Annotated in this window: 25 protein-coding genes; 16 read left to right on the top strand and 9 right to left on the bottom strand. The window is 55.6% G+C overall.

From position 1 onward, the window contains the following. Both lipA and Q0775_RS15885 read right to left on the bottom strand, forming a co-directional pair. On the bottom strand, nucleotides 1-954 hold the full coding sequence (gene lipA / locus Q0775_RS15890; RefSeq protein WP_298863069.1) for a lipoyl synthase: 954 nt from the start codon (nucleotides 952-954) through the stop codon (nucleotides 1-3). A 92-nt stretch (nucleotides 955-1,046) separates the two neighbouring features. Then, complete coding sequence (locus Q0775_RS15885) at nucleotides 1,047-2,039, bottom strand: DUF6456 domain-containing protein (protein WP_298863066.1); 993 nt, start codon at nucleotides 2,037-2,039, stop codon at nucleotides 1,047-1,049. A gap of 348 nt (nucleotides 2,040-2,387) precedes the next feature. Between Q0775_RS15885 and Q0775_RS15880 the strand changes: the two genes are divergently transcribed. Further along, on the top strand, nucleotides 2,388-2,690 hold the full coding sequence (locus Q0775_RS15880) for a DUF6477 family protein (RefSeq protein ID WP_298863063.1): 303 nt from the start codon (nucleotides 2,388-2,390) through the stop codon (nucleotides 2,688-2,690). Between the two features lie 15 nt (nucleotides 2,691-2,705). On the opposite strand, the gene Q0775_RS15875 is transcribed toward Q0775_RS15880, so the two are convergent. Then, nucleotides 2,706-4,244, bottom strand: a complete 1,539-nt coding sequence (locus tag Q0775_RS15875) for a trimethylamine methyltransferase family protein (protein ID WP_298863060.1) — start codon at nucleotides 4,242-4,244, stop codon at nucleotides 2,706-2,708. Nucleotides 4,245-4,467: 223 nt separating this feature from the next. Between Q0775_RS15875 and guaA the strand changes: the two genes are divergently transcribed. The 9 genes from guaA to Q0775_RS15830 all read left to right on the top strand — a co-directional run bounded on the left by guaA (nucleotide 4,468) and on the right by Q0775_RS15830 (nucleotide 12,476). Further along, nucleotides 4,468-6,042, top strand: coding sequence for a glutamine-hydrolyzing GMP synthase (guaA, locus tag Q0775_RS15870; protein WP_298863057.1), 1,575 nt, complete (start codon nucleotides 4,468-4,470; stop codon nucleotides 6,040-6,042). 40 nt (nucleotides 6,043-6,082) lie between these two features. After that, nucleotides 6,083-6,946 (top strand): DMT family transporter, encoded by an 864-nt coding sequence (locus Q0775_RS15865; protein WP_298863054.1) that lies wholly within the window; start codon nucleotides 6,083-6,085, stop codon nucleotides 6,944-6,946. Nucleotides 6,947-7,001: 55 nt separating this feature from the next. Beyond that, a complete protein-coding gene (locus Q0775_RS15860) occupies nucleotides 7,002-7,910 on the top strand; it encodes a DMT family transporter (RefSeq protein WP_298863053.1) in 909 nt (302 codons plus the stop codon). Between the two features lie 31 nt (nucleotides 7,911-7,941). Further along, complete coding sequence (locus Q0775_RS15855; RefSeq protein WP_298863050.1) at nucleotides 7,942-8,790, top strand: ATPase; 849 nt, start codon at nucleotides 7,942-7,944, stop codon at nucleotides 8,788-8,790. Nucleotides 8,791-8,871: 81 nt separating this feature from the next. Then, nucleotides 8,872-9,789 carry a homoserine O-succinyltransferase gene (metA, locus tag Q0775_RS15850; protein ID WP_298863047.1) on the top strand — a complete coding sequence of 306 codons (918 nt, stop codon included), beginning with the start codon at nucleotides 8,872-8,874 and terminating at the stop codon, nucleotides 9,787-9,789. Beyond that, nucleotides 9,764-10,759 (top strand): alpha/beta hydrolase, encoded by a 996-nt coding sequence (locus tag Q0775_RS15845; protein WP_298863045.1) that lies wholly within the window; start codon nucleotides 9,764-9,766, stop codon nucleotides 10,757-10,759. Before metA ends, Q0775_RS15845 begins: the two co-directional genes overlap by 26 nt. Before the next feature lie 39 nt (nucleotides 10,760-10,798). After that, nucleotides 10,799-11,668, top strand: coding sequence for a polyphosphate kinase 2 (gene ppk2, locus Q0775_RS15840; RefSeq protein ID WP_298863043.1), 870 nt, complete (start codon nucleotides 10,799-10,801; stop codon nucleotides 11,666-11,668). Further along, nucleotides 11,661-12,278, top strand: a complete 618-nt coding sequence (locus Q0775_RS15835; RefSeq protein WP_298863040.1) for a TetR/AcrR family transcriptional regulator — start codon at nucleotides 11,661-11,663, stop codon at nucleotides 12,276-12,278. Before ppk2 ends, Q0775_RS15835 begins: the two co-directional genes overlap by 8 nt. A 12-nt stretch (nucleotides 12,279-12,290) precedes the next feature. After that, nucleotides 12,291-12,476 carry a hypothetical protein gene (locus Q0775_RS15830; RefSeq protein WP_298863037.1) on the top strand — a complete coding sequence of 62 codons (186 nt, stop codon included), beginning with the start codon at nucleotides 12,291-12,293 and terminating at the stop codon, nucleotides 12,474-12,476. Between the two features lie 125 nt (nucleotides 12,477-12,601). On the opposite strand, the gene Q0775_RS15825 is transcribed toward Q0775_RS15830, so the two are convergent. The 4 genes from Q0775_RS15825 to rplM form a co-directional block, all read right to left on the bottom strand. Then, nucleotides 12,602-13,627 carry an LLM class flavin-dependent oxidoreductase gene (locus Q0775_RS15825; RefSeq protein WP_298863034.1) on the bottom strand — a complete coding sequence of 342 codons (1,026 nt, stop codon included), beginning with the start codon at nucleotides 13,625-13,627 and terminating at the stop codon, nucleotides 12,602-12,604. 77 nt (nucleotides 13,628-13,704) lie between these two features. Then, nucleotides 13,705-13,935 carry a hypothetical protein gene (locus Q0775_RS15820; protein ID WP_298863032.1) on the bottom strand — a complete coding sequence of 77 codons (231 nt, stop codon included), beginning with the start codon at nucleotides 13,933-13,935 and terminating at the stop codon, nucleotides 13,705-13,707. A gap of 78 nt (nucleotides 13,936-14,013) precedes the next feature. Further along, entirely contained in the window at nucleotides 14,014-14,502 is a 489-nt protein-coding gene (gene rpsI / locus Q0775_RS15815; protein ID WP_298863029.1) for a 30S ribosomal protein S9, read from the bottom strand. A gap of 2 nt (nucleotides 14,503-14,504) precedes the next feature. Continuing rightward, entirely contained in the window at nucleotides 14,505-14,966 is a 462-nt protein-coding gene (rplM, locus tag Q0775_RS15810; RefSeq protein WP_298863026.1) for a 50S ribosomal protein L13, read from the bottom strand. A gap of 230 nt (nucleotides 14,967-15,196) precedes the next feature. On the opposite strand from rplM, the gene Q0775_RS15805 reads away from it, so the two are divergent. Next, nucleotides 15,197-15,511, top strand: a complete 315-nt coding sequence (locus tag Q0775_RS15805; RefSeq protein WP_298863023.1) for a hypothetical protein — start codon at nucleotides 15,197-15,199, stop codon at nucleotides 15,509-15,511. Beyond that, complete coding sequence (locus Q0775_RS15800) at nucleotides 15,511-16,548, top strand: hypothetical protein (protein ID WP_298863020.1); 1,038 nt, start codon at nucleotides 15,511-15,513, stop codon at nucleotides 16,546-16,548. The genes Q0775_RS15805 and Q0775_RS15800 overlap by 1 nt, the downstream gene beginning before the upstream one ends. On the opposite strand, the gene Q0775_RS15795 is transcribed toward Q0775_RS15800, so the two are convergent. Continuing rightward, complete coding sequence (locus Q0775_RS15795; RefSeq protein WP_298863017.1) at nucleotides 16,545-17,957, bottom strand: PLP-dependent aminotransferase family protein; 1,413 nt, start codon at nucleotides 17,955-17,957, stop codon at nucleotides 16,545-16,547. The two genes, Q0775_RS15800 and Q0775_RS15795, sit on opposite strands and share 4 nt — an antisense overlap. A gap of 100 nt (nucleotides 17,958-18,057) precedes the next feature. On the opposite strand from Q0775_RS15795, the gene Q0775_RS15790 reads away from it, so the two are divergent. Continuing rightward, nucleotides 18,058-18,291 (top strand): DUF1127 domain-containing protein, encoded by a 234-nt coding sequence (locus tag Q0775_RS15790; RefSeq protein WP_298863014.1) that lies wholly within the window; start codon nucleotides 18,058-18,060, stop codon nucleotides 18,289-18,291. A 93-nt stretch (nucleotides 18,292-18,384) separates the two neighbouring features. Here the strand turns inward: Q0775_RS15790 and Q0775_RS15785 are convergent, their stop codons facing one another. Beyond that, entirely contained in the window at nucleotides 18,385-18,825 is a 441-nt protein-coding gene (locus Q0775_RS15785; protein ID WP_298863011.1) for a PaaI family thioesterase, read from the bottom strand. Nucleotides 18,826-18,882: 57 nt separating this feature from the next. Between Q0775_RS15785 and Q0775_RS15780 the strand changes: the two genes are divergently transcribed. From Q0775_RS15780 to trmFO, 3 genes are all read left to right on the top strand, one after another. Beyond that, nucleotides 18,883-19,668 (top strand): enoyl-CoA hydratase, encoded by a 786-nt coding sequence (locus Q0775_RS15780; RefSeq protein WP_298863008.1) that lies wholly within the window; start codon nucleotides 18,883-18,885, stop codon nucleotides 19,666-19,668. A gap of 96 nt (nucleotides 19,669-19,764) precedes the next feature. After that, nucleotides 19,765-21,081: a cytochrome c peroxidase gene (locus Q0775_RS15775; protein WP_298863004.1), complete on the top strand. Its 1,317-nt coding sequence runs from the start codon at nucleotides 19,765-19,767 to the stop codon at nucleotides 21,079-21,081. A gap of 361 nt (nucleotides 21,082-21,442) precedes the next feature. Further along, on the top strand, nucleotides 21,443-22,792 hold the full coding sequence (gene trmFO / locus Q0775_RS15770; RefSeq protein ID WP_298863002.1) for a methylenetetrahydrofolate--tRNA-(uracil(54)-C(5))-methyltransferase (FADH(2)-oxidizing) TrmFO: 1,350 nt from the start codon (nucleotides 21,443-21,445) through the stop codon (nucleotides 22,790-22,792). Nucleotide 22,793 lies beyond the last annotated feature (1 nt).

Below are 22,793 nucleotides of genomic sequence, written 5' to 3'. Positions count from 1 at the left end.
CTAGGCAATTCCAAGCTTCTTATTCCGTGCCGCACGAAGCTGCGCAAAATCGTCACCCGCATGGTAGCTTGAGCGCGTGAGCGGTGTGGCTGAAACCATTAAGAACCCTTTGCCGTATGCGGCCTTCTCATAGGTGGCAAACTCGTCAGGATGCACAAAACGGTCTACGCGATGATGCTTTGGTGTGGGCTGAAGGTACTGTCCGATGGTCAGGAAATCGATGTCAGCGGCGCGCATGTCGTCCATGACCTGCATCACAGACTGACGGTCCTCGCCCAAGCCGACCATGATGCCCGATTTGGTGAACATCGACGGATCGAGTTCCTTGACCCGTTGCAATAGCCGCAGGGAATGGAAATACCGCGCACCGGGGCGCACTTCGGGATAAAGGCCCGGAACGGTTTCCAGATTGTGATTGAATACGTCAGGACGTGCTTCCACAACTTTTTCCAGCGCACTCGGGGCACATTTGATAAAGTCAGGTGTGAGAATTTCGATAGTTGTTGCAGGCGCACGGTGACGGATCGCCCGGATGGTCTGGGCAAAGTGCTCTGCCCCGCCATCCTCGACATCATCGCGGTCCACGGAGGTGATAACCACATGGTTCAACCCCAGCTTGGCCACAGCATCGGCAACGCGACCCGGCTCAAACGCATCAAGATCCTCGGGCGGTTTGCCCGTGGCAATATTGCAGAATGTACAAGCACGGGTACAGACCTCGCCCATAATCATCATAGTGGCATGGCCCTGTGACCAGCATTCCCCCACATTGGGACAGCCCGCTTCTTCGCAAACCGTCACCAATTTGTTCTCGCGCATAATCCGCGCCGTATCCTCATATCCTTTGCCACCCGGTGCGCGGACGCGAATCCAGTCCGGCTTTTTCGGCTGGGCGTTATCAGGGCGGCGCGCCTTTTCAGGATGACGCTGTTCGGGAATCTTCAGATCACGCATATATGCCTCGTTTGATGATTAAGGCATATCTATCACATTGAGCTTTGAACAAAACCCTATCTGCATGCAATGCGGCTATGCACCGCGATTAATCAGCCAATCATCGCACCGCTTTTGTCTGCATTTTGATCGTAATGCCGTCTTAGGCCCATTAAAGCGATCCTTAACACGATCTTGCCGGAACGTGCGGACCATCCGAGCGTCTTTTCAGCAGCTTCCAACCCCTCAAGGAAGCAGCAACATCGCAGCGTGACATCCGATAGACCTGGCCCGATTTCACGTAATGCTGCAACAACACGGGCATGGGCACGGCGTGCCGCAGGCGACGTATTATGCTCCGATGCAGGGCCGTCACTGCGCAATGTTGTCAAAAATTTTTCCCAGTCACCTGCAACTTCATTCTCCATCTGCGCCATTTCGAAATCTTCGCGCAAACGCTCACCTGCATGCACCAGATCATCGCTGAGGAAACGCTCACCCTCTCGGTCGCGCCGCCGCGCAAGAGCGGCGAGCGGGCTTTCTGCCAAACCATAACGAATGCGGCGCGGTGCCTCCGATACTTCACCCGTCTCGGCATCAGCTAGACCTGTGGCATGAGCGCTCTCGTTTCGCGCCATCATATCGGCAAGGGCGCTGCGTCCCGCAGCCGTGATATGGTACCGCGTGATCCGCCCGGCCACGGGTGCAACAATCCACCCTTTCAACGCCATCGCTTCGGCGATTGCGCGGTCAACAACACCCGTTCTCGTGCTTTGGCCCTCTGCGCTTTCACGTACGATAACAGCCCGCTCCATATCGGCGGCGACGGCCAGAACAGCACCTGTCTCCGATAGACGGCGTAAAACACGCACACCATCAATCGATAGCTGCGCCACGTCTGGCAACGTCGCCCCGTCAGCCATGCCGTCACTCACTACCGCTGGCCACTTCTTCGCCGGCGTCACTTCGGGCCGACCACCCAAGGATTTAAGGACACCATCCACTAGAGGATCGTCACGCAGCGTTTCCACCCGCCTGATCTGCCTTAGAATTGTCGAGGCATGGCATCCCTGTTTGCGTGCCAAGGCACGGATCGGAATACCCATTTCTGTATGGTCAATATAATTTTGTACCGAGCGGGGAACCCAACCCGGCACAGTATTGCCACCTCCTGAAAAGTGATTCTGAGAGTGTTCCATGTCCTGTATCTGCGGTCCCATGTCTGAGTGTCCCTCCTCAGTTTTGTTAACAATAGGTAAATTCAACCTAGGAGCGAATTGGTTACGCTTTAGTTAAAATCACCACTGAGGGACATGATTGTTCAGAAAAGAGAAACAATCATAAACGCGCCGCACGGTGCATCAGCACAGTGCGCAACAGGCCGAAAACTATGGAAATATGGCGATATTAAGGCAAGCAATCAGCATGCCACATTCCTTAAGGAGAGATAAATCGTGAAAGATATCCACAGCATACTCGCCAGCCTCCACCGTCCGCGCATTCTGATGCGGGCCGCCCGTATTGGAGCAGAAGAATATCGTCGTGCGGTGCATCTGCCACGTTTACTGGGATATGGTGTTCTGCCCCGTCATGCTGATGCACTCATGCGTCTGGTCGATATTGAGGCTGATATGGAAACACAACGCACTGTGTCGGACCCCTGCTACAGCATAGTTCGCCATGTTGATGTTCTGATCGCAATCGTAGGGGAAGCACGTGAGTTGCGGGCCCTGAAATCAGGCCCGCAACTTGTCTAATAAGATAACTTTTGACTACATGAAGCTGTCTGGCTCAGCCGCTTTCCGTTTGGCTACAAATTCGTCCAGTGCTTCGGTAATTGCAGGGTCCATTGCAGGCTGTTGGTAGTCGGCAAGCATTTTTTCGACGCGCAATGCGGCGAGGGTCTGCGTATCGCGCGCACCCTCGTCTTCCCATGTCTCGAATGGCTTGTAATCCAGCAGATCGGATTTCCAAAAGGCGTTCTTGAAGTTCGCTTGAGTATGCTCACACCCCAGATAATGACCACCCGGCCCCACTTCGCGGATTGCATCCATTGCTTGCGCGTTTTCGTCGATCTCTACACCGCGTGCCAGATGATGCAATGCACCCAACTGGTCAGCGTCCATGACGAACTTCTCGAAGGAGGAAACTAGGCCCCCCTCCAACCAGCCACAGGCGTGCAGCATGAAGTTTACGCCAGAAAGCAGCCCCATATTCAAAGAGTTCGCCGTCTCATAGGCAGCCTGTGCATCAGGCAGCTTGGAGCCGCAAAACGAGCCGGACGAGCGGTAAGGCAAGTTCAGGCGTCTCGCCAATTGTCCTGCGCCATAAGTGATATGCGCAGCTTCGGGTGTACCAAACGTTGGTGCACCGGAATTCATATCAATCGACGTCACAAAGGCACCCATGATCACAGGCGCACCCGGCTTTATCAACTGGCTATAGGCGATCCCCGCCAGCGCTTCGGCCAAGACTTGCGTGAGCGTCCCCGCAACAGAAACCGGCGCCATGGCACCACCGACGATGAACGGCGAGATAATGCAGGCCTGATTGTTCTGCGCATAAACTTCCAACGCACCCATCATCACATCATCAAATGTCATCGGAGAGTTGATGTTGATCAGCGAAGTCATCACTGTATTTTCCTGCACGAACTTCTCGCCGAACAGGACACCACACATATCCACCGAATCCTGCGCTCGGCTCGGCTCGGTCACGGAGCCCATGAATGGCTTGTCGCTCAGGGTCATGTGGGCGTGCAGCATATCGAGGTGACGCTTGTTCACCGCCACGTCGGTCGGCTCACATACAGTACCGCCCGAATGGTGCAGCCACTTGGACATATAGCCAAGTTTTACGAATTTGCGGAAGTCATCCATCGTGGCATAGCGGCGGCCCCCTGCGGCATCACGCACAAAGGGGGGGCCGTAGACAGGCGCCAGTACAAGGTTCTTGCCGCCCACAACGACATTGCGGTCGGGGTTACGCGCATGTTGGGTGTAGGAAGAAGGCGCTGTTTTGATCAATTCACGTGCCAGACCTTTTGGCAAACGAACCCGCTCACCCTGCACATCTGCCCCTGCCTCACGCCAACGCGCCAAAGCACGCGGATTATCGGGAAAATTTACGCCAATCTCTTCGAGGATCGTCTCGGCGTTAGCTTCGATGATGTCCAAAGCCTCTTCGCTCAAGATCTCGAAGTTGGGGATGTTCCGTTCGATATACTTTGCTGTCTCGAACGAGACTGCCGTTCGGGCGGCCCGCCGTGCTGCTCCGCCGCCACCGCGGGCGCGTCTTGCTGCTTCTGCCATGTCATTTCCCCTCAATTATAAACTTAGCTCCGAGTAGCCTACTCTGCCGCGCCCCTTCGCGCAGATTGCGGCCATGCTGGTAGAAAAGCGACATATTCCTCCCCAAGGCTGTCAATTTCTAGCCCCAGCACGTTGTCATGCGTCCCGCGCTCCCCTCAGTGTGGCAAAGCGTAAACGCCAAATCCACCTTGCTACCCCGCGCCAGCGCGCATAATCAGTGCGCATGACACAATATACCCATGACCGCCTCCTCATCATTGACTTCGGCAGCCAAGTGACCCAGCTGATTGCTCGCCGCCTGCGCGAGTTGAATGTCTATTGCGAAATTCATCCCTATCAGAACGTCACCGACGCATTTCTCGCGGATCTGGCCCCCAAGGCTGTGATCCTGTCTGGTGGTCCTGATTCCGTGACCCGCGAAGGGTCACCGCGCGCGCCTGAAAGCTTGTGGAGCATGGGCATTCCGGTCCTTGGCATCTGCTACGGCCAGCAAACAATGATGACCCAACTGGGCGGCGAAGTACGCGGAGGTAAAATTTCCGGCGGTGGTGGCACAGCTGAATTTGGCCGCGCAAAAGTGAGCAAATCAGCGAACCTCGACTTGCTTGACGGCTGGTTTTCGCAGGGCGACGAAGTTGTCTGGATGTCTCACGGTGATCACGTCGCCAAAATCGCACCGGGGTTTGAGGTCTATGGCACCTCCCCCAATGCACCCTACGCAATTCTTGCCGACGCGTCGCGCCATTTTTACGGTGTGCAGTTCCATCCCGAAGTTCACCACACGCCCCGCGGCGCGAAACTCTATGAAAACTTCGTGCGGATCGCGGGTTTCACGGGCGATTGGACGATGGACGCCTACAAAGACATCGCAATCGAGAAAATTCGCGCCCAAGTTGGGGACAAGCAGGTGATTTGTGGTCTATCCGGTGGCGTTGACAGCTCCGTGACCGCAGCGCTTCTGCATGAGGCAATCGGCGACCAGCTCACCTGCGTTTTTGTGGATCACGGCCTGCTGCGCAAGGATGAGGCCGAAGACGTTGTTGCCATGTTCCGCGACAATATGAATCTCAAAGTGATCTATGCCGACGAAAAAGAGCTCTTTCTTGGTGAGTTGGAAGGCCAATCCGACCCCGAAACAAAGCGGAAAATCATAGGCAGCCTGTTCATCGACGTGTTCCAGAAATACGCCAACCAGATCGAGGGCGCAGAGTTTCTGGCCCAAGGGACGCTCTATCCCGATGTGATCGAATCCGTGTCGTTCTCCGGTGGTCCATCGGTCACCATCAAGAGCCATCACAATGTAGGCGGTTTGCCCGAGAAAATGGGCCTAAAATTGGTAGAGCCGCTGCGTGAATTGTTCAAAGACGAAGTGCGCGCCCTTGGCCGCGAGCTTGGCCTGCCTGCCAGCTTTATCGGCCGCCACCCTTTTCCTGGTCCGGGTCTTGCCATCCGCTGCCCCGGTGAGATCACCCGCGCCAAGCTCGACATCTTGCGCGAAGCTGATGCCGTCTACATCGACCAGATCCGCAAACATGGCCTTTATGATGAGATATGGCAGGCATTTGTGGCAATCCTGCCCGTGCGCACAGTTGGCGTGATGGGCGATGGCCGCACATACGATTTTGCCTGTGCTTTGCGCGCCGTAACCTCAGTCGATGGGATGACCGCCGATTATTACCCCTTCAGCCACGAGTTTCTGGGCGAGACAGCAACCCGCATCATCAACGAAGTACCGGGTATCAACCGCGTGACATATGACATCACGTCGAAACCCCCCGGCACTATCGAATGGGAATAGCCTGCACAAACCGTAGCCAGACCAATGGCTTGAGCCGACTATGAACGTCGTGCTCAAGGCTGCTTTGTGGATGACCGGGGCAATTGCTTCGTTCTCATTCATGGCTGTGGCGGGAAGAGAGCTTTCGGGTGAGTACGATACTTTCGAGATCATGCTCTACCGTAGTCTTGTAGGTGTGATCATCGTTGTGGCCCTGACGACATTGAACAAGAGGTGGCACGAAGTTCACAAAGATAACATTCGCCAGCACTTCTTACGCAATATCTTCCATTTCACAGGCCAGAACTTGTGGTTCTATGCTGTGGCCGTGATCCCGCTGGCGCAGGTTTTCGCGCTTGAGTTCACTTCCCCGCTTTGGGTAGTACTTCTTGCACCCCTTTTATTGGGCGAAAAAATGACGCGTATCCGCGGCCTCTCGGCCATCCTGGGCTTTGTTGGCATCCTGATCGTCACCCGTCCCAATCCCGAAACATTCGAGATTGGTCTGCTCATCGCCGCCTGCGCGGCGATTTTCTTTGCATTGACGATCTTACTCACGAAACGGCTCACCCGCGGCAATTCTATCACCTGTATTCTCTTTTATCTCACCACCATTCAACTGGTACTGGGACTGGTCACAGCAGGCTTTGACGGTGATATTGCACTCCCAACAGGTGCAAGTTTCCCCTACCTGTTCCTAGTGGGCTGTGCAGGCCTATTAGCGCATTTCTGCCTGACAACTGCACTGTCCATCGCGCCCGCGACTGTGGTGGTGCCGATTGACTTTGCCCGCTTGCCCGTAATCGCGGTTGTTGCCATGGTGCTTTACGACGAGCCGCTTGAGGTTTGGGTATTCGTTGGAGCACTGCTTATCTTTGCGGCAAATTATCTCAACATCTGGAATGAAACCCGCAAGAAAGCATGATCAATTGCGCATCATTCGGATCGCTGGAGCATGCTTGCTTCTTTAGTCTTGCGCTATGACAGAACGCACCATAACTGCCGAAAGCTGGGGTTTGCTGGCCCTTCTCGCCACACTCTGGGGCGCCTCCTTCCTCTCGATCCGTATCGCCCTCGACGAAGTGCCGCCGCTTACTGCCGTGGCCCATCGCGTCGGCTGGGCCACACTTGTCCTATGGGTCTATGTAATTGTGCGCCGCATGCCTCTGCCCCGTGGCCGCGCTGTCTGGATCGGCTTTGCGGGCATGGGCTTGCTTAACAACGTCATCCCGTTCTCGCTCATGGCGTGGGGTCAGCTGTATATCCCTTCCGGCCTAACCTCGATCTTCAATGCCGCGACTGCAATATTCGGCGTCTTGATTGCGGCACTTCTGCTCGGTGATGAAAATCTCTCAAAGCGTAAAGCGATTGGTGTCGCTGTAGGATTTGCAGGTGTGGTGACTGCCATAGGCATCGACAGCCTACGCGCATTTGACATCACATCACTGGCGCAACTTGCTGTTCTCGCTGGTACAGTATCCTATGCCTTTGCAGGGGTTTGGGCACGTAAACGCTTGTCCGGACTGGCACCGCAAGTCGCCGCCGCAGGCATGCTCACCGCTTCAACCCTTATCATGGTGCCGCTGGCATGGGTGATCGACGGCCCGATCCGACTTGACCTGCAACCGCTCACAATGATGGCCATTGCCTATTACGCGCTGGGAGCCACAGCGATTGCCTATCTGCTCTATTACCGCGTGCTGGCGCTCGCTGGCAGTGGCAACCTGATGTTGGTCACGTTGATGATTGCCCCCATCGCAATTCTGCTGGGCGCCGTGGTTCTTGGCGAAACGCTGAGCGCCAATGCCTATAACGGCTTTGCCCTGCTGGCGCTTGGCCTCATCATCATTGACGGTCGCCTGATTGACCGTCTGCGGCAGCCGCGCTAGGGAGGGCGGACCCTTTTGACCGGAGCCGTCAATGACATACCCAAACGCCAAAAGCTGGACCGCAGCGCCACGCAAATCCGTGATGTTGTTTGGCATGTCAGGATTGGGAAAAACCCATATTTCAAAGCTACTCATACAACAGGGCGGTTGGTTCCATTATTCTATCGACTACCGCATCGGCACGTCCGGCATGTACCGCCATATCAAAGATAATTTAATTGCCCACGCCATGAGAGAACCGTTTTTGGCCGAAATGCTGCGCAAGGATGCCATTTATCTTGAGCCGAACGTACATGACCACGATCTGACTGCCGTTGCCGCTTATCTGGGCAAACCCGGAGATCCCACAAAGGGCGGTCTGCCCATGAAAGAATACGCCCGCCGCCAGCAACAGTTTCGGATGGCTGAAATCAAAGCGTTGATGGACACCACCAAGTTTATGAACCGTGCGCAAGACTTGTATGGTTATCCGCACTTTATCTGCGATACTGGCGGCTCCATATGTGAATGGATCAATCCCGAGATCGACGATGACCCCCTTATGCTGTCACTCACTGAGAGCTGCCTCCCCGTCTGGATAAAAGGGGACGAAGCCCACACACAAGCGCTCATTGAACGCTTTGATCGTGCGCCTAAACCAATGGCCTATCAACCTGAGTTTCTGGCGCGCGTGTGGGGTGAATATTTGATTGAAAACAACGCACAAGAAGACGAAGTTGATCCTGATACCTTCATCCGCTGGACCTATGCCCAAGCGCTGGCACACCGTCAACCGCGGTATGCGGCGATGGCGCGCTACGGTGTGACAGTGACAGCAGAAGAAATCCACGCCGTGACGGACACCCCTTCCTTCGAGGCGCTGATCGCATCCAAGCTCTGAACACCTCTGCATGACGCCCCTTGAGGGACCAGCCTGACCGCCCTACCTATGCTGCGTATCTGAAAAAGAAGTACCTGCCCCATGCCAATCAAGATCCCTGCCAATCTGCCTGCCTATGATGTTCTCACGCGTGAGGGTGTCCGCGTTATGGACGAGGATCAGGCTGCGTTGCAGGACATCCGCCCCCTGCGCATCGCATTGCTCAATCTCATGCCAAAGAAAATCCAGACGGAGAACCAATTTGCCCGCCTGATCGGGGCCACACCACTGCAGATCGAGCTGACGTTGCTGCGCATGTCTGACCACCAGACCCGCAACACCGCCGCAGAGCATATGGAGAGCTTTTATCGCCCCGTTTCAGATGTTTGGGATGAAAAATTCGACGGGCTGATCATTACAGGTGCACCAATTGAGCATCTGGAATTCGAGGATGTTGACTACTACGCAGAGCTGAAGCGGGTGATGGACTGGACCCAGACAAATGTGCAGTCAACAATGGCTGTGTGCTGGGGGGGCATGGCGATGATCAACCATTTCCATGGCGTCAAAAAGCATATGCTGGACGCCAAGGCATTTGGCTGTTTCCGTCACCGCAATTTGGCTCCCGCCTCTCCCTACCTTAACGGCTTCTCAGATGATTGCGTGATCCCCGTATCGCGCTGGACCGAAATCCGTCAGGCCGAAATCGACGCCATACCAGCCCTCAAAACCCTGCTGGGCAGTGACGAAGTCGGCCCCGCCCTGATTGAAGACCACGAGAACCGCATCGTCTACATCTTCAACCATTTCGAATACGACCGCGATACGCTCAAACAAGAATACGATCGCGATGTTGCAGCGGGTACACCTATTAACGTGCCCGTAAACTATTACACCGACGATGATCCAAGCCAACCACCCGTGAACCGCTGGCGAAGCCATGCGCATTTGCTTTATGGTAACTGGATACAGGAAATTTATCAATCAACGCCTTATGACATTGAAAAAATCGGTAATTAGTATGTTTGTCTTCGCCGCGTTCGTTCTGGCGTTTATTCTTGTTGTGCAATGGCGTGCTGCTGCACGGGAAGCATCGGCGAGTACGGCCTACCCGCCACAAGGCCGCGTTGTCGACGTGGACGGGACCCCTGTTCACGTCCTTATCGCAGGCAGCGGGCCTGATCTGGTACTTTTGCACGGTGCAAGCGGCAATGTACGCGACTGGACCTATGATTTTACTGATCGCATCTCGGACCGCTACCGCGTGATTATGTTTGACCGACCGGGTCTGGGCTGGACCGGCCGTTTGCCGGGGAAATCCGGTCCGTGGAATACACGTGTCGAAAACCCGATGGAACAGGCCGACTTGTTGCAAAAAGCAGCTGCTATTGTCGGGATTGAGCGGCCCATCGTGGTCGGACACTCTTTTGGCGGGGCCATTGCAATGGCATGGGCGCTTAGCCAACCTGAGGAAACTGGGGCAGTTGTCATGCTGGGCGCAGTGTCCAACCCGTGGCCGGGTGATTTGGGTTGGACCTATACCGTCACAGGGAGCACTTTGGGTGGCGCGTTGATGGTGCCTGTCGCCTCTGCCTTTGTGCCAAAGTCCTATGTCGACAGCAGCGTGGAATCGATTTTCGCACCGCAAGCTGCCCCCGAAGGATACGCTGAGCATGTCGGTGCGAGTTTGGTCCTGCGCCGCGAAAGCCTGCGTGCCAATGCCCAACAGGTAAACTCCCTGCGGCCCCATATCGTAAAAATGTCCAAAAGATACGAGGGTTTGTCCATGCCGCTTGAAATCGTGCATGGTGACGCCGATACAATTGTCCCGCTCTCTATCCACTCAGAGCCGTTGTCCAAACAGGTGATTGGCGCCAACCTCACCGTTTTGCGCGGCGTAGGCCACATGCCCCATCACGCAGACCCCGATGCCGTAGAGGATGCAATTGACCGTGCAGCAGCGCGTGCGGGTTTGCGTAAGTCCCCGTAACATCGCATATTGCGCAAAACGATAGGCTGGAGGCCCGAGATGGAGCTGCCCTTTAATGGTGCGATTAGCGCCTTTTACACCAATGACGCACCTGACGATGTGCGCAATGCGATTGCGTCCTCAAAAAAGGGCGAAGTCCTTTCGGCTAGCTACCCTCATCGCAAAACGATGAGCCGAAAACGTTACGAGCGCGAAATGGCGCTGTTGCAGATCGAATTGGTGAAGTTTCAGGCTTGGGTCCGCGACAGCGGCACGCGCATTACCATCGTCTTTGAGGGGCGTGATGCGGCGGGAAAAGGCGGTACTATCGGTCGGTTCAGAATGAACCTGAATCCGCGTTTGGCGCATGTTATAGCCCTAAGTAAACCAACTGAAAAAGAACGTAGCGAATGGTATTTTCAACGCTACATCGAGCATCTGCCCGCCGCGGGTGAGATGGTTTTCTTTGACCGCTCCTGGTACAACCGCGGTGTGGTCGAACCCGTCTTTGGCTTTTGCACACCCGAGCAAAACGCACATTTCTTCAATCAAGTACAACCCTTCGAGCAGATGCTCGTCGATGATGACGTGTACCTCTTCAAATTTTGGCTCAACGTTGGTCGCGCTGAACAGCTCAAGCGAATGCTCAAACGCGAAGGTGACCCACTTAAGCAATGGAAGCTGAGCGGGATTGACGTTAAAGGCCTGCATCTTTGGGACGAATATTCAGCCGCTATTCAGGACACCCTCACGCGCAGCCATACGGATCATGCGCCTTGGACTGTTGTGCGCTCGGATGACAAGCGGCGTGCACGACTGAACGCTATCCGCAAGGTACTGCACAGCTTTGACTATACACACAAAGACATTGACGCGATTGGCACGCTCGATACTGCCATCTGCGGCGGACCTGATATCTGGGATGTCTAAACGCGGATACCATCACGGAAACCTGCGCCAAGCATTGGTTGACGCGGCCTTGCAACTCATCGAACTGCGCGGCCCGACAGGCTTTACCTTGTCTGAAGCGGCAAAACAGGCGGGTGTGACACCTGCCGCCGTTTACCGGCACTTTGAGGGCCGCGAGGACCTGATTGCAGAAGCCGCCTTGCAAGGCTATGAGATATTCGGGGACTTAATGCAGCATGCGTATGAGAGCGGTCAACCTTCGGCCCTTCAAGCGTTCGAGGCAACTGGCCGCGCCTATCTCGCCTTCGCACGCAGGTTTCCGGGGCATTATATCGCGATGTTCGAGAGCGGTATCCAAATCAACCGCACGGCAGCCCTCGCATCAGTCGCCAACCGCGCCAATGGCGTGTTGGAAAAAGCGGCAACCGATCTAAGCCAGCATATCCCCGAGCACAAACGCCCGCCGCCGTCGATGTTTTCAGCCCACATCTGGGCGATGAGCCATGGAGTTGTCGAGCTTTTTGCCCGCAACTCTCCCGGCCGCGCATCGCCTTTCCCGCCAGAGGATTTGCTTGAAACAGGGATCGGGATCTATCTGCGAGGCTTGGGCCTCATTGCACCGGATGAATAGGATTGGAACTATATGCCAGTAAACATGCGTCTCTTTATCTACGAATACGGCGTGCTGGTTGGGTCAGGGGTCGCATTTCTCATTACAGCACTCTGGGTCTTTATGTTCTTTAAGCCTGACCGCCACAGCCATGCGGGATATTTGCCAGCGGAAGTCATCTCGACCTTTGATACGACATCAGACAACGGTTTCAGCTAGCGTGCTGTTGTGAGCTTACCGGACGGTACACAAACGACCGTGACCACAAGGAGCATCGCCGCCGCGCAATGGTTTTTGACAGAAACATGTGTAGAGCGCCGCCAGCGAGAAAGCGGTCGGGTTTTCTACAAGCTGGTCGCGCCTTCTAACTGCACATCCTGAACAGACTCCAGAGCATCGATCGCTTCAGCCGCAATGGTAAATGAGCGTTTGCGCGCCGCATGATCATGGATTTGGCCTGTGAGGATAAGCTCGTCGGGCTTGTATTTCTCAATCAGGCCCGCGAGTTGCCGCCGAACAGTCTCGGGCGCACCTGTTGCATTGATCCTAAGCGCCTGATCCACCCCGCGCCGCAAGGCTGGCCCGATTTCGGCGTCGATATCATCCACGGGGCGCGGCAGTTTCCCGCGCATCCCGCTGCGCAACCGCGCAAAGGCTTGCTGGACCGAAGTACGTAAATAATGCGCCTCTGCATCTGTATCTGCAGCGATGACATTGACCGCCAACATAAACTTTGGCGCAGCAAGCGACGCCGAAGGTTTGAAATCACGGCGGTAGATATACACCGCATCTTCCAAAGCGTCTGGCGCAAAATGCGAAGCAAAAGCATAGGGCAGCCCAAAGTGCGCAGCCAGTTGTGCACCATAAAGCGATGAGCCAAGAATCCAAAGCGGCACATGGGTTCCTTGCCCAGGATGCGCCTGTACAGGAGCGCCCGCCTCGACATCGCCAAGGTAGCCCATCAGTTCCAACACTTCGGCGGGAAAGTTATCCTCACCACTGCGGCCACGCCGCATGGCATGCCATACCGCGTGATCCCCACCCGGTGCGCGGCCCAGTCCCAGATCGATCCTGTCACCATAGAGTGTGGCCAGCGTGCCAAAGTGCTCCGCAATGGTCAGTGGCGCATGATTGGGCAACATGACACCGCCCGCGCCCACACGGATCGTCGAGGTTTTGCCCGCCACGTGGCCCAGTAAAACGGACGTCGCTGCCGATGCGATCCCCGGCATGTTGTGATGCTCCGCCATCCAATAGCGATGGTATCCCAAACGCTCGGCATGTTGCGCCAGATCAGCAGAGTTTTGCATAGCGTCAGCAGCAGTACTGCCTTCCGGCACAGGACAAAGATCTAGGATGGAGTACTTCATGGGTCGATTGCTCTCATTTATGATTGGATTAACGTACTCAATTGTTGGTTTCAACAAAAGCCCCTGCCGTGTTGCCGCTAAACGCCCTCAAACCAGCCAACCTGTCCGATCGCTGCCTCAATGGTCTGAGCAACTGATGTGAACTGCTGTTCGCCAAAATGGCCAATGGAAAACCAGCCTTGCCCATCTTCCTCATCGCGGCGGAACTCGTCAAAGCCAAAACTGGCATCGGGCCGCTGGAATATGTCCACGCAGATCGCGTCACCGTACAGATTGACGGAATGAATGACTTTATTCTCATGGGCCATTTAAAACTTCTAATCCGTTGCTCAAACGAAAAAGGCCGCACCATGTGGCGCGGCCCCTTCCAATAATATTCGTAAAACTTAACGCTTGGAGAACTGGAAGCTCTTACGCGCTTTTGCTTTACCGTATTTCTTACGCTCGACAACACGGCTGTCGCGGGTCAGGAAGCCTGCCGCCTTGAGTGCGCCACGGTGGGATGGGTCAAACAACTGGAGTGCTTTGGACACACCGTGCTTAACCGCGCCCGCTTGACCTGACAAACCGCCGCCTTTGACTGTCGCATAGACGTCAAACTGGCCGTCTGTGCCCGTGATGCCGAAAGGCTGCTGCAGGATCATCTGCAAAACAGGGCGCGCAAAATATTCGTTCTGCGGCTTGCCGTTTACGATAACCTTGCCAGAACCGGGCTTGATCCAGACGCGGGCGACCGCATCTTTCCGCTTGCCTGTGGCATAGGCGCGGCCAAACTCGTCTTTTACGGGCTCGCGTGGGGTCAGCTCGACTTCTGGAGTGGCTTCAATGCCTGCAACAGATGCGAGATCTTCGAGTGTGTTGATTTCGTCAGACATGCTCATGCGCTCCGTGTGTTTTTCTTGTTCATGGATGCAACATCCAGAACGGTAGGCTCTTGGGCCTCATGAGGATGCTCACCGCCTGCATATACACGCAGGTTGGTCATGATCTGGCGGCTCAGACGGTTACCGGGCAGCATGCGCTTAACAGCAAGTGTCACGATACGCTCGGGGTGCTTGCCCTCAAGAATGTCGGCTTTTGAGCGCTCTTTGATCCCGCCGGGGTGGCCGGTGTGCCAATAGAACATCTCTTCACGCTTTTTGCCGGTCATTTGGATTTTCTCGGCGTTGATTACGATGACGTTGTCGCCGCAATCCATGTGAGGAGTGAAGGAGGGCTTATGCTTGCCCCGCAGACGCATGGCAATGATCGACGCAAGACGGCCCAAAACGATGCCTTCGGCGTCGATGATGATCCATTTTTTGTCAATGTCTGCCGGTGTTGCAGAAAAGGTTTTCATGTAGGGTAATCCCATTCGTGGTGGATCGGGGCAAATGCCCCTATGTGATGGAGGGCTTATATCCGAGCCACAGGTCGGGTCAAGCATCGCGAACCTTTATATATTCAAATAAATCATCGACTTACAATTACGGTATTATTTTACCCCATAAAATCGCTACTTTGAGATCACCACTCTTCTCCCTGCCCGCCATCCCGTGTAGAATCGTGAGAAATGAGCAGGATACCCTGATGATATTGAATGCCTCGCTTCTATTTTCTGTTGTCGCTTTGTTTGGCCTGTCTACTTATGTCGGGCTCATTCCCGTTCATCGCATGATCCGACGGCGCGAGGCGCAGCATGAACTGCGTGCAGGTTCTGCCAGTTACCTGCGGCGCATGGGGGGTGTGGTTTTTGTGATGATTTGGGTCGTGACTGTTTTGTGCCTGTCCACCATTCTCGGTGATTGGGCAGTAACGGGTGATCTGAACGCTGCACTGGAGCGTGCAGGTATGCGGACGGCTGTCATGCTCGAAATTGCTGCTTCAAACACTGGCATGCGCTAATGTATGCAGAACAATCCGCACTCCAATGCCCTTCTTGTGGCGGCATGTGCTATTTCTCGCCCGTGGCACAAGCATTGGAGTGTCTGAGTTGCGGGAAGGTCTACAATCTGGACCAGCCTGACGATTATCTTGCGCGTGACGAGTTTGCCCACAACAAGAACGTCCCTGACGCAGACCCGAAAAGCGCACCGCCCCAGCAGACCCATCAATGCCGTAACTGTGGCGGTGAAGTCGTTTTCACTGGCCCTGCCCTGTCCGAGAATTGTCCCTACTGTAACGGGCCAGTCGTTCTTGTTCCGGGCGACAGCGGGTACAAAACGATGGCGCTCATTCCATTTCGGGTGGATGCGCCCTTTGCCAAGCGGTTGGCGCAGGATTGGATTGACGCACGCATCTGTGTACCCGCTGACTTGGCGCTGACCGTGGAACAAGGGGTGGTTGTGGGCCTGTATGCGCCGTTCTGGACTTTTGATAGCGACGAGGCTGTGCACTACTGGGCAAATTACGTCACCTACCGAAACAACAAGATCCGCACCCGCAAGACCGAAGGGGCGCTCGACATTATGTTTGACGACTTGTTGATGCCGGCCTCACCCCATGTGACACCGCTGATCCGCGACGGCATCCTGCATGATTTCGATCCTGCCGACTTGCGACCCTACCGTGCGGGCTATCTCGCTGGTTTTGCCGCCGAGATGCACCATCAAAGCGTGATGGAAGGGCTGTCTGCCAATGAAACGGATAAGGACACGCTTATCCGCAATCACATCAAAGACGAGGTCAACAAGACCGCCGTCCACGGCATCCGCTACCTGACCGATACAACTGGTATCCACTACCGCCGTATCCTGCTGCCTGTGTGGATTTTGCATTATACCTATCGCGCTCATGCCTACCGTATTGTGGTGTCTGGCATTGACGGCCGCACCTTTGGCGAGCGACCTTTCTCCTACCGGAAAATGGCGCTTTTTTCGGCGGCTGTGACAGCCTGCGCTATGACGGTCGGGATGCTGCTGGGTGCTCAGGCGGCGTTCTAAACGCCGATCTCATCGCTTGGATTGTCCAGCAAATCGCGCAGCCGGGCCATTGCGGCCTCGAAACTCTTGAGGCTCACGCCTGCGTTAATGGCCATGCGCACGGCATGTGGCGTTTGGGCATTACGCGCAGCAAATTCTTCGGCTGCCCGCACCCGCACACCCCGCGTCTCGGCGGCGCGGCAAAAGGCGCTGGCCCGCCAGCCTTCAGGCAGGTTGAGCCAGACAAACGGCACATCCTCCCGCCAGCGCAGGTCATATCCGCCCAGCATGTTTACAGCCGCTCTGACGTAATCGGCCACCCCGTCGCGGGTGCGGGCCCTGACAGCATCAAGCTGCGGGTGGGAGAGCAGTGCTGCCGCCAGATCAGTGATCGGTGTAGCCAGTCCAAAAAACCCGTGCTCGGCGGCGCGGTGCAGCGCGGGTGTCATCTCGCGGGGTCCAACAGCGCAGCCAAGGCGCAGCGCAGGTGTGATCGACTTGCTGAGCGAGGTCAAATACCATCCCCGCTCCGGGGCAAGCTGTCTATAGGCGGGTTCTTGTGCCTCTCCAATGCGGTAGCAGTCGTCTTCAACGATTTGCAGGTCAAATCGACGGGCCACTTCGACGATCTTATGACGCCGTGCCAATGGCGTGAAGCCACAGGTGGGACTGTGTACTTCGGGTGAGGTACAAATGATCTGACCCTCGGGATACCGCTCGGCGGCAGCCGCAAGAGCATCTGGACAGATCCCGTCTGCGTCCATCGCAATCGGCACAACATCGGCACGCAAGGCCGCGGCTACGCGCCTGAACCCAGGATAGCATAATTCTTCGACGAAAATCACTGGGCGGCGGCCCTTCAGAATGGTTTGGAAGATCAGCATGATCGCATTCTGACCGCCATGAGACAGCACGATATCACTCTCGTTCACGGGGCCAAGGTTCGTATCACGCAGCCAGTGCAACATCGCCTCCCGCGCAGGCTGCGCCCCGCGGCGTGAAGGGTAATGCATCACGCCCGACGGCGGATCATTGGCAATTTGCGCCAGCAGAGTGCGGATTAGCTTGGACTGCCCCCCGTTCGGTAGATGCGGGGAAAAGAGGTTAACGTCAAAATTGTCACCCCCGGTCAGATGCTCAATCACATCCATTTCCATCAGGTTCAGTGGAGGCTCTATCCGTGCGGTATCGGCAACGAAAGTGCCACGCCCCACTTCGGCGACCAGCACCCCCTCATCGGTGAGAACGGTATAGGCCCTTGCCACCGTTCCCGGTGTCATTTCCAGCTTCCAGCCCAACTCACGCACAGGCGGCAGCTTGGCACTCGGCACAAGAGCACCTGACCCGACCGCATCGCGGATCGCCTGAACCACCGCTTTGTATTTCGGTTTGATCGCCGGATCGACCTGCGGCACCCAAATTGTATCCATTACAATGTTTCCATGGCTATCGTTGAAATCATATTGTACCAATTATTCATGGCGACAATGCCACATTGTGTCAATACAATTTATCATAGGAGATTTACCCATGACACACGCAGCGATCCTGACAAACGACGCCCTCGCGGTTCTGAATTCCACGCGCAGCCTTCCGCTGCTTGCAGTGGTCAGCGTCAAGTTTGCAGCCTGCGTGACGAAATGGGTGACCCGCCGCCGCACTCGCCTCTCGCTTCAGCATCTGGAAGCATGGCAGTTGCAGGACGTGGGGCTAACACCTGAAGCGGCTCATCGCGAGGCGCGAAAGGTGTTCTGGCAGGCGTGACATCCCCGTGACGCCACACCAGACCTCTTCACTTGGGCAGGGTTCATCCCTGCCCTTTTTTGATACAATATGATCAATAAACGAATTGTACCCCTAGAGCGATTTCACAGGTGGAATCGCATATGTCATTGTCGCCTGCGCCACAGGCTCCTCCATGCCCACGGAATAGATCAAAACATGGCTCACCGACAGTTGCCGCCCCAGTTTCAGCAGCTTTGCAGTCGCAATCAGATCAACGCCAGCCTTAGGCTTGCGCATAAAATCGAGCGAGCAACTCGTCGTCACTGCCAGCGCTTGCGGCCCGATCATCGCCAGTGTCGCAATATAGGCAGCAACATCGGCCAACGCGAACATTGACGGGCCAGACACCGTACCGCCCGGACGGAGGTGTTTCTCGGTGATGATCAGCCGCATGGTCACCTCGTTGGGCTTGACCTCTTCTACGTTGAAGTCATCGGCCACCTGCTGAAACACTTCACGCATAAATGCCATCAGCTCTGGCGCCTGCATCATCACTTCACCTTTGACGGCCATACTTGTTCTCCCTGTCCTGTTGCGCCTAGAGTTGCCCCAAGCAAGAGAGGGCGCAAGATGGCAATTCTGAAAATTACGCAACGGGACGCGGTCACGCATCTCACGATGAACAGCCCTGAGCGGCTAAATGCGCTCAGTGACGAGATGTTGGCGGCGCTGCAAGAAACGCTGGATAGCTTGGCCGACGACCCTGACTGCCGCGTCATCACCCTTTCGGGTGAGGGAAAAGCATTCTGCGCAGGCCACGATCTGCGCCAGATGCAAGCCATGCGCCAAAACGAGGACGCAGGGGCCGCCGCCTTTGCCGATCTGTTTGCACGCTGTACCGATGTGATGATGCGCATCCAGTCGATGCCGCAGCCAGTGATTGCTCAGGTGCACGGCATTGCCACCGCCGCTGGTTGCCAGCTGGTCGCGACCTGCGACATGGCAGTTGCCGCGCAAGGTACACGGTTTGGCGTAAATGGCGTGAACATCGGCCTCTTTTGTTCGACGCCTATGGTTGCCCTCACCCGAAACATCGCGCCCAAAAAGGCCTTCGAGATGCTGACAACAGGAGATTTCATCAACGCAGAGCGCGCCGAAGAGTTTGGCCTGATCAACAGGGTGGTGACCTCCGATGCGTTAGAGGCGGAGACAGCCGCCCTCGCCGATCAAATTGCAAGCAAGCTTGGCGCGGCCGTCAAGATTGGCAAACGCGCATTCTATGACCAACTCGCCATGGGAACCGCCGCAGCTTATGCCCATACGGGTGCTGTGATGGTCGAAAACCTAAGCAACGCTGACACCAATGAAGGCATGCAAGCCTTCATTGAAAAGCGTCCACCCGGTTGGAAACACTGACTGTTTCCTGAAACGGGACGGTTTATTTCCAAAGCAATCATCGCAATTTTGCCATAATTTTGGTAACAAGCCTCTCATTCTCGTGAGGAGCCCGTGATGAAAAGTTTCAAGCTTGGCGTGTTTGGCGCAAGCCTTTTATATAGTGCCGCGGCTGTTGCTGGACCTTTGCCTGCACCGATTGAAGATGCTGATTTTCATCAGTTCCCCCCCGAGTTGGTCGAGCTGGGCCGCGATCTGTTCTTTGATCCCATTCTGTCGGGCAACAAGAATATTGCCTGCGCCACATGTCATCACCCCAGCCTAGGCACCTCTGACGCCATGTCGCTGTCGGTGGGCGAAGGGGGTGTAGGCCTTGGCGAATCGCGCCGCGTTGACATGGGCAACGCGCCCAAAGCGCGCATTCCGCGCAATGCGCCTGCCCTGTTTAACCTCGGGGCAAAAGAATACACTGTGATGTTTCATGATGGCCGCACGGCCAAAGACCGTCATGCCATGTTTGGGATCCGTATGCCTGAAGGCCGCACGCTGGAACGTCCCGTCGTTTCGGCGCTTGCCGCGCAAAACATTCTTCCCATCCTCTCCCCCGATGAGATGTCAGGCCACCCAGGCGAAAATGACGTGGCCGATGCCGTGGCCGCAGAGCGGATAATGGGCGATGGCGGCGCATGGGATCTGCTTGCCCAGCGTATAGACAGCATTACGGAATACCAGCAGCGATTTGACGCCCTCGGCACATCGGAAATACATATCACAGATATTGGCACGGCCCTTTCGGCCTTTATCGGGTCAGAGTTCCGCGCCACAGACAGCCCTTTTGACCGATACCTGCGCGGTGAAGATGGCATGTCGGAGGAACAGCTTGCCGGTATGGATCTGTTCTATGGCAAAGCCCGGTGCTCGACCTGCCATTCAGGGGCCTTCCAGACCGATCATAATTTTCACGCTATTGGCCTTCCCCAAATCGGTCCGGGCAAGGATGACTACGCTTCTGACGCGGGGCGCGGCATGATCACAGGAGAGCCAGAGGACATGTATCGTTTCCGCACGCCCACCTTGCGCAATATCAGCATGACTGGCCCCTATGGCCACAATGGCGCCTATGCCAATCTTGAAGATATCGTGCGCCACCACCTTGATGCTGTCAAAGGGCTTGCCTCCTATGACCGCAGCAAAGCAGTGCTGGCTAAGGATATGACCGCTGATGATTGGAAAGCCATGGATGATTTCGACGAAGTCATGCGCATCGCCGAAGCTATCGAAATCAGTGATGTTGCCTTGGTTGAAGACGAGATCGCCAAGATTATGTCATTTTTGGGTGCATTGACTGATAAGGATGCAGGAAAACGTGGCCTTGGAACCCCCAATTCAGTTCCCTCCGGGCTGCCTTTGGATGCTGCGGCTCCTCCGTCTTAAACATCTGACAGATAACAACTGTAACCCCCTCGGCACCCTTGGTGACCGGGGGTTTTTTCTGGCCATTAACCACTGTTGCCAAATCGGCACCGCAGTGTTGCTGAGTTACGTCTAGCAAATCGGGCAGGAATAAGGCACAAATAGGACATGGCACGACGAGCTGCCCCATTTTGGGTTGCCGCCAGCGGAAGGTCCCTCCAGATCAGACTCTCATCTGATCCCCCTTATTCCCGCAGCGGCGACCCCAAAATACCCTCTCAGAAATCATTTAGATACAATGGCTGTTACGAAGTGCATTTTGCCGCATCGTTGATGCGCACGCCCTGTTGCGCCGCCCCCTCCGCTCCATTATCTGGCGGCTATGGATAAAACATTACACATCATCGGCGGCGGTATGGCCGGATCAGAGGCTGCATGGCAGGCGGCAAACCTTGGCATCCAAGTGGTCATCCACGAGATGCGCCCAAAGGTAGAGACATTCGCGCACCAGACGGGCCTGTTGGGCGAGATGGTCTGCTCCAACTCCTTCCGTTCGGACGATAGCGAACAGAACGCTGTGGGTTTGCTGCATTGGGAAATGCGCGAGGCGGACGGGCTGATTATGCAAACGGCTGAAAAGCATCGCTTGCCTGCGGGTGGTGCGTTGGCGGTGGACCGTGATCCCTTTGCCCAATCAGTCACAGACGCACTGATGGCGCATCCGAATATCTCTGTTGAGTATGGCGAAATTACCACCCTGCCCGAAGACGGTCATTGGATAATCGCAACGGGTCCGCTCACCTCTACCGATCTGGGTGCCGCTATTGCGGCTGAAACAGGTGCCGAAGCACTCGCATTTTTCGACGCAATCGCCCCGATCGTTTACCACGACAGCATCGACATGAGCAAAGCGTGGATGCAGTCGCGCTATGACAAGGGCGAGACAGAGGAAGAGCGCACGGCCTACCTCAACTGCCCCATGGACAAAGATCAGTATTACTCCTTTATCGACGCTTTGGCCGCTGCGGAAAAGACCGAATTTCATGAAGGTGAGACAGCAGGTTATTTCGACGGCTGCCTTCCCATCGAAGTTATGGCTGAACGTGGCCGCGAAACGCTGCGTTTTGGCCCTATGAAACCTGTCGGCCTCACCAATCCACACCAACCCGATGTAAAAGCCTATGCCGTAGTGCAGCTGCGCCGCGACAACAAGCTCGGCACCCTCTACAATATAGTGGGCTTTCAGACCAAGATGAAATACGGTGCGCAAACTGCTGTTTTCAAAATAATTCCGGGCTTGGAGAATGCACAGTTTGCGCGTCTTGGCGGTATCCACCGCAACACATTCCTGAACTCGCCCACATTGTTGGACGGTCAAATGCGCCTGAAATCGAAACCGCATATCCGGTTTGCAGGACAGATCACTGGGGTTGAAGGTTACGTCGAGAGCGCTGCAATGGGCCTGCTCGCTGGCCGCCTTGCCGCTGCGGAAATAAACGGCGGCGCACTTGACACACCGCCGCCGACCACTGCCACAGGTGCGCTCATCACTCATATCTCGGGCGGTGCCGAAGCCAAGACGTTCCAGCCCATGAATGTCAACTTCGGACTATTCCCACCTGTCGAAGGCTTGAAAAGCGGACGACGCGGACGCAAGGACCGCTATAAGGCCTACACAGACCGTGCAAAAGCCGATTGGCAAAATTGGCTAAGTGCTGGACAAGAGGGTTAAC

The organism is uncultured Sulfitobacter sp. (genome assembly GCF_947499945.1).
Lineage (GTDB): Bacteria > Pseudomonadota > Alphaproteobacteria > Rhodobacterales > Rhodobacteraceae > Sulfitobacter.
Note: the sequence above shows the minus strand (reverse complement) of the source record. Positions and strands in the feature narration are given on the sequence as shown.

Excerpts from the sequence above, each read along its gene's own strand:
- Q0775_RS15835 (WP_298863040.1), top strand. The coding sequence starts at position 11,661 with ATGTCTAAACGCGGATACCATCACGGAAACCTGCGCCAAGCATTGGTT.
- metA (WP_298863047.1), top strand. The coding sequence starts at position 8,872 with ATGCCAATCAAGATCCCTGCCAATCTGCCTGCCTATGATGTTCTCACG.
- Q0775_RS15830 (WP_298863037.1), top strand. The coding sequence starts at position 12,291 with ATGCCAGTAAACATGCGTCTCTTTATCTACGAATACGGCGTGCTGGTT.
- Q0775_RS15875 (WP_298863060.1), bottom strand. The coding sequence starts at position 4,244 with ATGGCAGAAGCAGCAAGACGCGCCCGCGGTGGCGGCGGAGCAGCACGG.
- ppk2 (WP_298863043.1), top strand. The coding sequence starts at position 10,799 with ATGGAGCTGCCCTTTAATGGTGCGATTAGCGCCTTTTACACCAATGAC.
- Q0775_RS15855 (WP_298863050.1), top strand. The coding sequence starts at position 7,942 with ATGACATACCCAAACGCCAAAAGCTGGACCGCAGCGCCACGCAAATCC.
- Q0775_RS15825 (WP_298863034.1), bottom strand. The coding sequence starts at position 13,627 with ATGAAGTACTCCATCCTAGATCTTTGTCCTGTGCCGGAAGGCAGTACT.
- Q0775_RS15780 (WP_298863008.1), top strand. The coding sequence starts at position 18,883 with ATGGCAATTCTGAAAATTACGCAACGGGACGCGGTCACGCATCTCACG.
- rplM (WP_298863026.1), bottom strand. The coding sequence starts at position 14,966 with ATGAAAACCTTTTCTGCAACACCGGCAGACATTGACAAAAAATGGATC.
- trmFO (WP_298863002.1), top strand. The coding sequence starts at position 21,443 with ATGGATAAAACATTACACATCATCGGCGGCGGTATGGCCGGATCAGAG.
- Q0775_RS15795 (WP_298863017.1), bottom strand. The coding sequence starts at position 17,957 with ATGGATACAATTTGGGTGCCGCAGGTCGATCCGGCGATCAAACCGAAA.
- rpsI (WP_298863029.1), bottom strand. The coding sequence starts at position 14,502 with ATGTCTGACGAAATCAACACACTCGAAGATCTCGCATCTGTTGCAGGC.
- Q0775_RS15800 (WP_298863020.1), top strand. The coding sequence starts at position 15,511 with ATGTATGCAGAACAATCCGCACTCCAATGCCCTTCTTGTGGCGGCATG.
- Q0775_RS15860 (WP_298863053.1), top strand. The coding sequence starts at position 7,002 with ATGACAGAACGCACCATAACTGCCGAAAGCTGGGGTTTGCTGGCCCTT.
- Q0775_RS15865 (WP_298863054.1), top strand. The coding sequence starts at position 6,083 with ATGAACGTCGTGCTCAAGGCTGCTTTGTGGATGACCGGGGCAATTGCT.
- Q0775_RS15885 (WP_298863066.1), bottom strand. The coding sequence starts at position 2,039 with ATGGGTATTCCGATCCGTGCCTTGGCACGCAAACAGGGATGCCATGCC.
- Q0775_RS15785 (WP_298863011.1), bottom strand. The coding sequence starts at position 18,825 with ATGGCCGTCAAAGGTGAAGTGATGATGCAGGCGCCAGAGCTGATGGCA.
- Q0775_RS15845 (WP_298863045.1), top strand. The coding sequence starts at position 9,764 with ATGACATTGAAAAAATCGGTAATTAGTATGTTTGTCTTCGCCGCGTTC.
- lipA (WP_298863069.1), bottom strand. The coding sequence starts at position 954 with ATGCGTGATCTGAAGATTCCCGAACAGCGTCATCCTGAAAAGGCGCGC.
- guaA (WP_298863057.1), top strand. The coding sequence starts at position 4,468 with ATGACACAATATACCCATGACCGCCTCCTCATCATTGACTTCGGCAGC.
- Q0775_RS15790 (WP_298863014.1), top strand. The coding sequence starts at position 18,058 with ATGACACACGCAGCGATCCTGACAAACGACGCCCTCGCGGTTCTGAAT.
- Q0775_RS15775 (WP_298863004.1), top strand. The coding sequence starts at position 19,765 with ATGAAAAGTTTCAAGCTTGGCGTGTTTGGCGCAAGCCTTTTATATAGT.
- Q0775_RS15805 (WP_298863023.1), top strand. The coding sequence starts at position 15,197 with ATGATATTGAATGCCTCGCTTCTATTTTCTGTTGTCGCTTTGTTTGGC.
- Q0775_RS15820 (WP_298863032.1), bottom strand. The coding sequence starts at position 13,935 with ATGGCCCATGAGAATAAAGTCATTCATTCCGTCAATCTGTACGGTGAC.